Source organism: Candidatus Zixiibacteriota bacterium (assembly GCA_022865345.1).
GTDB lineage: Bacteria > Zixibacteria > MSB-5A5 > MSB-5A5 > RBG-16-43-9 > RBG-16-43-9.
The window spans coordinates 1-6,142 of sequence record JALHSU010000262.1; the positions used below are offsets into that span (position 1 = coordinate 1).

General features: G+C 46.8%; 5 protein-coding genes and 1 tRNA gene. 2 read left to right on the top strand and 4 right to left on the bottom strand.

Features of this window, described 5'->3' with window-relative positions; all coding sequences use genetic code 11:
• The first annotated feature begins 269 nt into the window (after positions 1 to 269).
• The gene (locus tag MUP17_12625; GenBank protein ID MCJ7459816.1) at positions 270 to 4,019 is read left to right on the top strand and encodes a tetratricopeptide repeat protein; all 3,750 of its coding nucleotides are present in this window, start codon (positions 270 to 272) and stop codon (positions 4,017 to 4,019) included.
• A gap of 96 nt (positions 4,020 to 4,115) precedes the next feature.
• Here the strand turns inward: MUP17_12625 and MUP17_12630 are convergent, their stop codons facing one another.
• The 4 genes from MUP17_12630 to tadA all read right to left on the bottom strand — a co-directional run bounded on the left by MUP17_12630 (position 4,116) and on the right by tadA (position 5,682).
• Positions 4,116 to 4,409 (bottom strand): GIY-YIG nuclease family protein, encoded by a 294-nt coding sequence (locus MUP17_12630; protein MCJ7459817.1) that lies wholly within the window; start codon positions 4,407 to 4,409, stop codon positions 4,116 to 4,118.
• Positions 4,410 to 4,539: 130 nt separating this feature from the next.
• Positions 4,540 to 4,629: transfer RNA gene (locus MUP17_12635), tRNA-Ser, on the bottom strand.
• A gap of 77 nt (positions 4,630 to 4,706) precedes the next feature.
• Positions 4,707 to 5,219 (bottom strand): hypothetical protein, encoded by a 513-nt coding sequence (locus MUP17_12640; GenBank protein ID MCJ7459818.1) that lies wholly within the window; start codon positions 5,217 to 5,219, stop codon positions 4,707 to 4,709.
• Positions 5,209 to 5,682, bottom strand: coding sequence for a tRNA adenosine(34) deaminase TadA (gene tadA / locus MUP17_12645; protein MCJ7459819.1), 474 nt, complete (start codon positions 5,680 to 5,682; stop codon positions 5,209 to 5,211). The genes MUP17_12640 and tadA overlap by 11 nt, the downstream gene beginning before the upstream one ends.
• A gap of 293 nt (positions 5,683 to 5,975) precedes the next feature.
• Here tadA and MUP17_12650 point away from each other — a divergent pair.
• On the top strand, positions 5,976 to 6,142 hold a 167-nt coding region (locus tag MUP17_12650), incomplete at its 3' end, for an MBL fold metallo-hydrolase (protein ID MCJ7459820.1).

Here is a 6,142-nt window from a genome sequence, read left to right on the forward strand (position 1 = left end):
ATGCCACAGATTTTGGCTGCATTAGGCGAACGCTCTCCGGACGATCTTCAGCCTATGCTCAGGCCCTTGGCTGAACCTCAGGAAGAACTTTTGCTGGAGCTAACTGATCCGCGCGCCTTTTTGAAAAGGATGGGGTGCGCAGAGCCCAGGCAGAAGCAAGATTAACCTACATCCCGAGTGGGACGGGAAAACGAAAGGTTACAAGCGAAGGAAGATTCGTCTTTACATCTCCCCTTGGTCCGATTGAAAGTGAGGAGTTGAGCTGGTACTTGGAACGTTATTATATGTGGCCCACAGGAGTATTCAAAGAACGCGCGCAAAAAGTAGAAAAACAACTGCCTGAATGGGGAAAGGCTCTTTATGATGCAGTTCTGAAGGATGATTCAGTTCGCAATGTATTGATAGCCTGGGAGACAGCAAAAGCCAAATCGGCTCGGCGTTTTACCGTTTTTGTTGATTCCAAATTGGTAAAAGGCGCTGACACCAAGGAACAGGCTGAAGCTAACCAATCAGCCACTTTACTGCTCACTCTGCCATGGGAATTACTGCATGATGGCAGTGGTTATATGTTCCAGGGCGCCAAGCCGGTCCAGGTCCGCCGGCGTTTGCCAAACACGAAATCGTTTGAAGGGACCATGGCTGAGCCACCTATCCGCATTTTGCTGGTCAGTCCCAGGCCTGAGGACGAAAAAGCAGGCTATATCGATCACCGGGTGAGCGCGCTACCCTTGGTATCCGCCTTAGAAAATCTGGGTGAATTGGTTGAGCTCTCTGTGCTTTCACCACCAACTTTCCCATCTCTGGAAAAAGAATTACAGCGGGCACTGGAGGCGGGAACTCCCTACCACGTTGTGCACTTTGATGGCCACGGAGTGTTTCGTAGGGATTTAGGATTGGGCGGTCTTTGTTTTGAAAAGCCAGAAGATAGTCAGAAGTTGGAAAAAAGGCGTTCGCAGATAATAGATGCTAAAGAATTAGCGGCTGTTATTCGGGGTTATCGTATTCCCTTGTTTTTTCTGGAAGCGTGTGAAACCGCTAAAGCAGAACAAGACCCGACCGCCTCAGTAGCTGCTGCTTTGTTAGATGAAGGGGTTGCCTCAGTTATAGCTATGAGCCACTCGGTGCTGGTGGAAACTGCTCGAAGGTTTGTGCAAAGCTTCTACCAGAAACTGGCAACTGGAGCACGTGTGGGTGAGGCTATGTTGGCTGGACAAAGGGCTTTAAAATCTGACAGCTATCGTATGAAGATATTTGGAGCCGGCAGGTTGGACTTACAGGACTGGTTCGTGCCAGTTCTCTACCAGGAAGAAGAGGACTTACAGTTGCTCACTAAGGTTCCTTCCAGAGAAATAGAAGAAATTGACCAGGAGGCTCTGAAAAACCGTTTTGGCTCATTGCCTCCAACTCCCAAACACCAATTTGTAGGCCGCAGTAGGGAATTGTTGAAATTGGAGCGTTTGTTGGCACAAGTGCCTTATGCTGTGGTGTGCGGACAGGGTGGTGAAGGAAAAACTACATTAGCTGTGGAATTGGCGCTCTGGCTAATACGTACCGGACGTTTTGAAAGGGGAGCTTTTGTGTGCGTTGAAGATGTTTACGATGTACGCACCGTGGTGGATCTGATTGGCAAACAGCTTATTCCCAACTACTCCGTAGCCCAATACTCTTCTGAAGAGTTACTGACCAAAGCTTTGCAGCCGATCGAACGACAGTTGAGAAACGAGCCCACCATTGTTGTTATGGATAATATGGAAACTATTCTGCCTCCGGCAGCAAGTGAAGCAGACTCAAGCTTAGCACAGATTGCCAGGTTTGAGCCTGATGCTTTAAAAACTTTCTTTGACCTCTGCAATACGCTATTGGCAGTGGATGGCACCCATCTGTTATTTACCTCTCGCCAATCTCTGCCAGCCCCTTTTGATACTAAATTCCAGCAGGAAACTCTCGGACTCTTGAGCAGAGAAGATGCCATTGAATTAGTGCACCGAACTATGGCCATCAATGGTCTAACGCCTAAAGAAGATGAATCTGGAGGAACAGAGCCAGAAATAGAAGCATTGGTGGAAGCAGTAAACCGTCATGCCCGAAGTCTGGTGCTTTTAGCACCTTATGTCAGCCAATTTGGTGTGCAGTCCACCACTGATAACCTGAGCCGTTTAATGGCTGAGTTGGACAAAAAATATCCTAACGAACGGGAACGCTCACTCTATGCCAGCCTGGAGCTTTCCTTACGCAGGCTCTCACCAAAGATGCGAGAGAAAATCAAGCCTTTGGGCGTGTTTCAGGGAGGTGCGCATGTGTTTACCCTGAAAGAAGTCCTGGAATTATCTGATTCGGAAGTGAAGTCGCTGGTTCTTGAATTGGTGGAAACTGGCTTAGCTGACCCAGCGCCCTACGGCTTCTTGCGTTTTAACCCAGCTCTATGCCCATACCTGTGGCAGGAGTTGGATGAAACCGCAAGAGCCAGTTGCAAAGCCAGATGGGCTGAAAGTATGAAGCAATTGAGTTACTTTTTAAATAAGCAGCTTTCCGAAAATGCTCAATTTGCACTCAATTTAACAACCCTCGAATTGCGCAACCTGATGCTACTTTTAGAATATGTGCGGTTCCAAGGCGACCCAGAGAAAACAGTAAGCCTGGCCACAACGCTGGAACAATTGATTGCACTTTTGGGTAGGCCGCACCTTCTAACACAAGTAGTTGCGATTCGGGAAGCAGAATCAAAAAAATTAGGAGATTGGAGCACTACTAGATTTACGTCATCAGGAATGGAGATTGAAAGATTATTGGACAGTGGGAATTTACCAGAGGCATTGAAGAATGCCCAGGCGTTGCTGGATAGATGTTTGCAGGCTGGAGAATCTGCATATTCAGGAGCAGATTATGATATAGCTGATGCTTATTTTTTGCTTGGGCGTGTAATGAGCCGTGGAGGCTCTGATGAAGCCGCGCTTCAACCGATTAATGAGGCATACAGACGTTTTCAACTATTAGCAGATCAGGGAAATCTTAGTGCGGCAGGAATGGCATCTGCTTCACTGGCTGAAAAGGCAGACTGTTTGACTGCTCTTGGCCGTTTAGATGAAGCGGCTACCACTTATGAAGAAAATGTCAGACGAGCAGAAAAACTAAAGGATGAAAGGCAGGTCGCTGCTGGAAAATTCCAACTCGGGACGGTTCGCTTGCATCAGAGGCGCTTTGATGAAGCCCTAACAACTTATGCTGAAGCGAAAGAGATATTCAACGCTCTTGGCGAACCACTGTCGGTTGCAAGTGTCTGGCATCAGATTGGTATGCTATATGAAGAGATGAATCAATTTGAAGCGGCGGAGCAGGCTTACCGGCAATCGCTGGCTATTAAGGTGCAACAAAAGAACACGGAGGGTGAGGCTAATACTTTAAACCAACTTGGTAATCTTTACGATAAGATGGGTCGTTCTGAGGAGGCAGCAATATTTTTTCGACAGGCAGCAGATAAGTTTACTAGGATTAAAGACCTGGCAAAAGAGGGGCGTGCTCGCTCCAACCTTGCCGACACACTAATCAAGCTCAATCGCTACGACGAAGCCCGGTCGGAAATTCTACGAGCCATTGAATGCGATAAGCCTTATGGCCATTCTGCTGAGCCGTGGAAAACCTGGTACATATTACATGTCATTGAGCAGGCAGTGGGAAATCAGAAGGAAGCCGCCCAAGCGCGGCGCGGGAGCAGGCTATTCAATCATATCTCGCCTACCGGCCGGGATGGTGGGGAAAATCATAGCCTAGGCGGACGCCTGTGTGCGGATTTCTGGCAGGCGATTCAAGAGAATAAGACAGAGGAGATAGCAGATCTTCTGAAGCAACTCTCCGGTGACCCTGAAATAGATCCGTTACTAAAGGTACTAATTACCAAACTTCAGGCTATCCTTGCCGGTTCTCGTGATTCTGAGTTGGCTTCTGATCCTGAATTGTATGACACTGATGCGGCAGAAGTCTTGTTTTTATTAGAAAAGTTGAGGACAAAGCAAATCAAGTAGGTGAGGAGCACTATCTTACTGACCAATAATCTTTTAGCCCTTCGACGGACTCAGGGCCATTGCTGAAGCAATGGCGGAGAGGGGGGAGATTCGCCGTCAGGCCCTGAGCGAGTCCTTTGGACGAGTCGAAGGGAACCCTCTAATTAACCATTCTTTCTTTTCTCTACGCCAGCCTTTCAATTGAGCCTCTCTCTTTCGTGCACTTGCATAGCTTTCGTGCGTTTCTGTATAAGCTAAATAAACTGGTCTTTGCTTCTTTGTGAACTCTGATCCTTGCCCAGCATTATGTTCCTTAATACGATCGTCTATGTCTGTAGCAATGCCGACATAATATGAACCGTCGTTACATTGTAAAATGTATACAGACCATGGTTGAGTTACATTATTCATTTTAGTCTTCTGAGTAAAAATCAGATTGCCCTTCGATATTGCTCAGGGTGGTGAGCAGTCGAACCACAGGCTCAGGGACATTGCCTGCGGTGTCTGCCCTTCGGTAAACTCAGGGCCATTGCTGAAGCAATGGCGGAGAGGGGGGGATTCGAACCCCCGTACCCCGTAAGGGGTAAACGGTTTTCGAGACCGTCCCGTTCAACCACTCCGGCACCTCTCCGGGAAGTACAGTTTGGAGTTTGTTCGTTTGGTGTTTGGCGTTTGTAAAAGAGCAAAAAAACAATACAGAAAAAAATGTCAACCAATGTCCAAATCTCTAGTTAGCTTTTCGAGTTCCTCCATTTTGGGTTTGAATAACTGGAAAAAAATAAAAGTTATTGCCACAAACAGGGCAAAGTGCTCCCAGGTTCCGCCTAAAAGATAATAAACCAGTCCGTAGATTGTGGGCGAAAAGCAAAGAGCGAAAATGACTGTGCCAAAGCTCAAGAGATTCCGATCAAATGGCTGTCGCGTGTTTACGTCGGGACCTTCTTGAGCAGGGCTGAAGCCCTGCCCTACATTTTTTTGCATAAAGCGTGCAGAGAACTGTCTTTTGATAATGAAAATCGCAACGACCTCGCTCAAACTGACTGCAAGCAAAACATAGAAAAAGAGATCGAGGTTTTTCACGGTCTGAACCTGAATCAGCCTATCCCGAAGATAGACTGCCAGGAAGAATATGACAAGTGGTAGAAAGATGTCCATGACCATCCCTAATTGTAGAATCTTCGTATGCATCTTTTCAAGAGATTCATTCCCGCTATGGTTCATCTTTTACCTCTCTTAACTCTTTGAAAAAAGCCTGAAGTAAAGCTGAACAATCCTCTTTTAAAACCTCAGTTATGACCTCTACCTGATGGTTGAGTCTTTTGTCCTGGACAAGATTATAGAGTGAACCGCACGCTCCGGCTTTAGGGTCAAAAGCCCCGAAGACTAACTTTTTCATCCTTGCCAGCACTATTGCTCCGGCACACATTGCACAGGGTTCCAGGGTCACGTATAAGACCGCTTCTGAAAGGCGCCAGGAGTTTAAATAATTGGCTGCTGCTCCAATAGCTAAGATTTCGGCATGAGCAGTGGGATCGTTCAGCGTTTCGGTCTGGTTATGTCCTCTGCCAATGACCTTGTCCTGATAAACCACCACCGCGCCGACTGGCACCTCTTTTTTCTTGAGGGCTAAGTTTGCCTCCTGCAAAGCTGCCCTCACCCATTTTTCATCCTGATTCTCTGCCATTTTTCATTTACCAGTGACTAACAATATAAATCTTGCAGAAAAGGAGTCAACTGATTTTACAAAAAAAGAACGTTGAAGACTTATGTCATTCTGAGTCTCCGCAGGGGATGAAGAATCTCAGACTGTAAAAAGCAGATTCTTCGGTCGTCCCATAGTGGACTCCCTCAGAATGACAGGTGAGCTTTTTCAGGACGCATTTCAGGGTCGTCTCTTACTGGTCTTTTTCCTTGACAAAGGAAAGGGAGTTTTTAAATTGAAAGGAGGAAGAAACTTAGATAAAGAATGGAGTATATATGCCAAAGCTGATTTATTTGGGGCACGCCTGCTTTACCTTAGAAGATGAAAAACACAAGATAATTTTTGACCCGTTTCTTTCCGGGAATCCTTTGGCTAAAAGTAGGCCGGAGGATATTAAGGTCGAGGCTGTGCTTGTATCTCACGGGCATGGAGATCATTTAGG

What these genes read in the sequence shown, in the direction of transcription:
- MUP17_12640 (MCJ7459818.1), bottom strand. Translation starts at nt 5,219, where the DNA reads ATGAACCATAGCGGGAATGAATCTCTTGAAAAGATGCATACGAAGATT.
- MUP17_12630 (MCJ7459817.1), bottom strand. Translation starts at nt 4,409, where the DNA reads ATGAATAATGTAACTCAACCATGGTCTGTATACATTTTACAATGTAAC.
- tadA (MCJ7459819.1), bottom strand. Translation starts at nt 5,682, where the DNA reads ATGGCAGAGAATCAGGATGAAAAATGGGTGAGGGCAGCTTTGCAGGAG.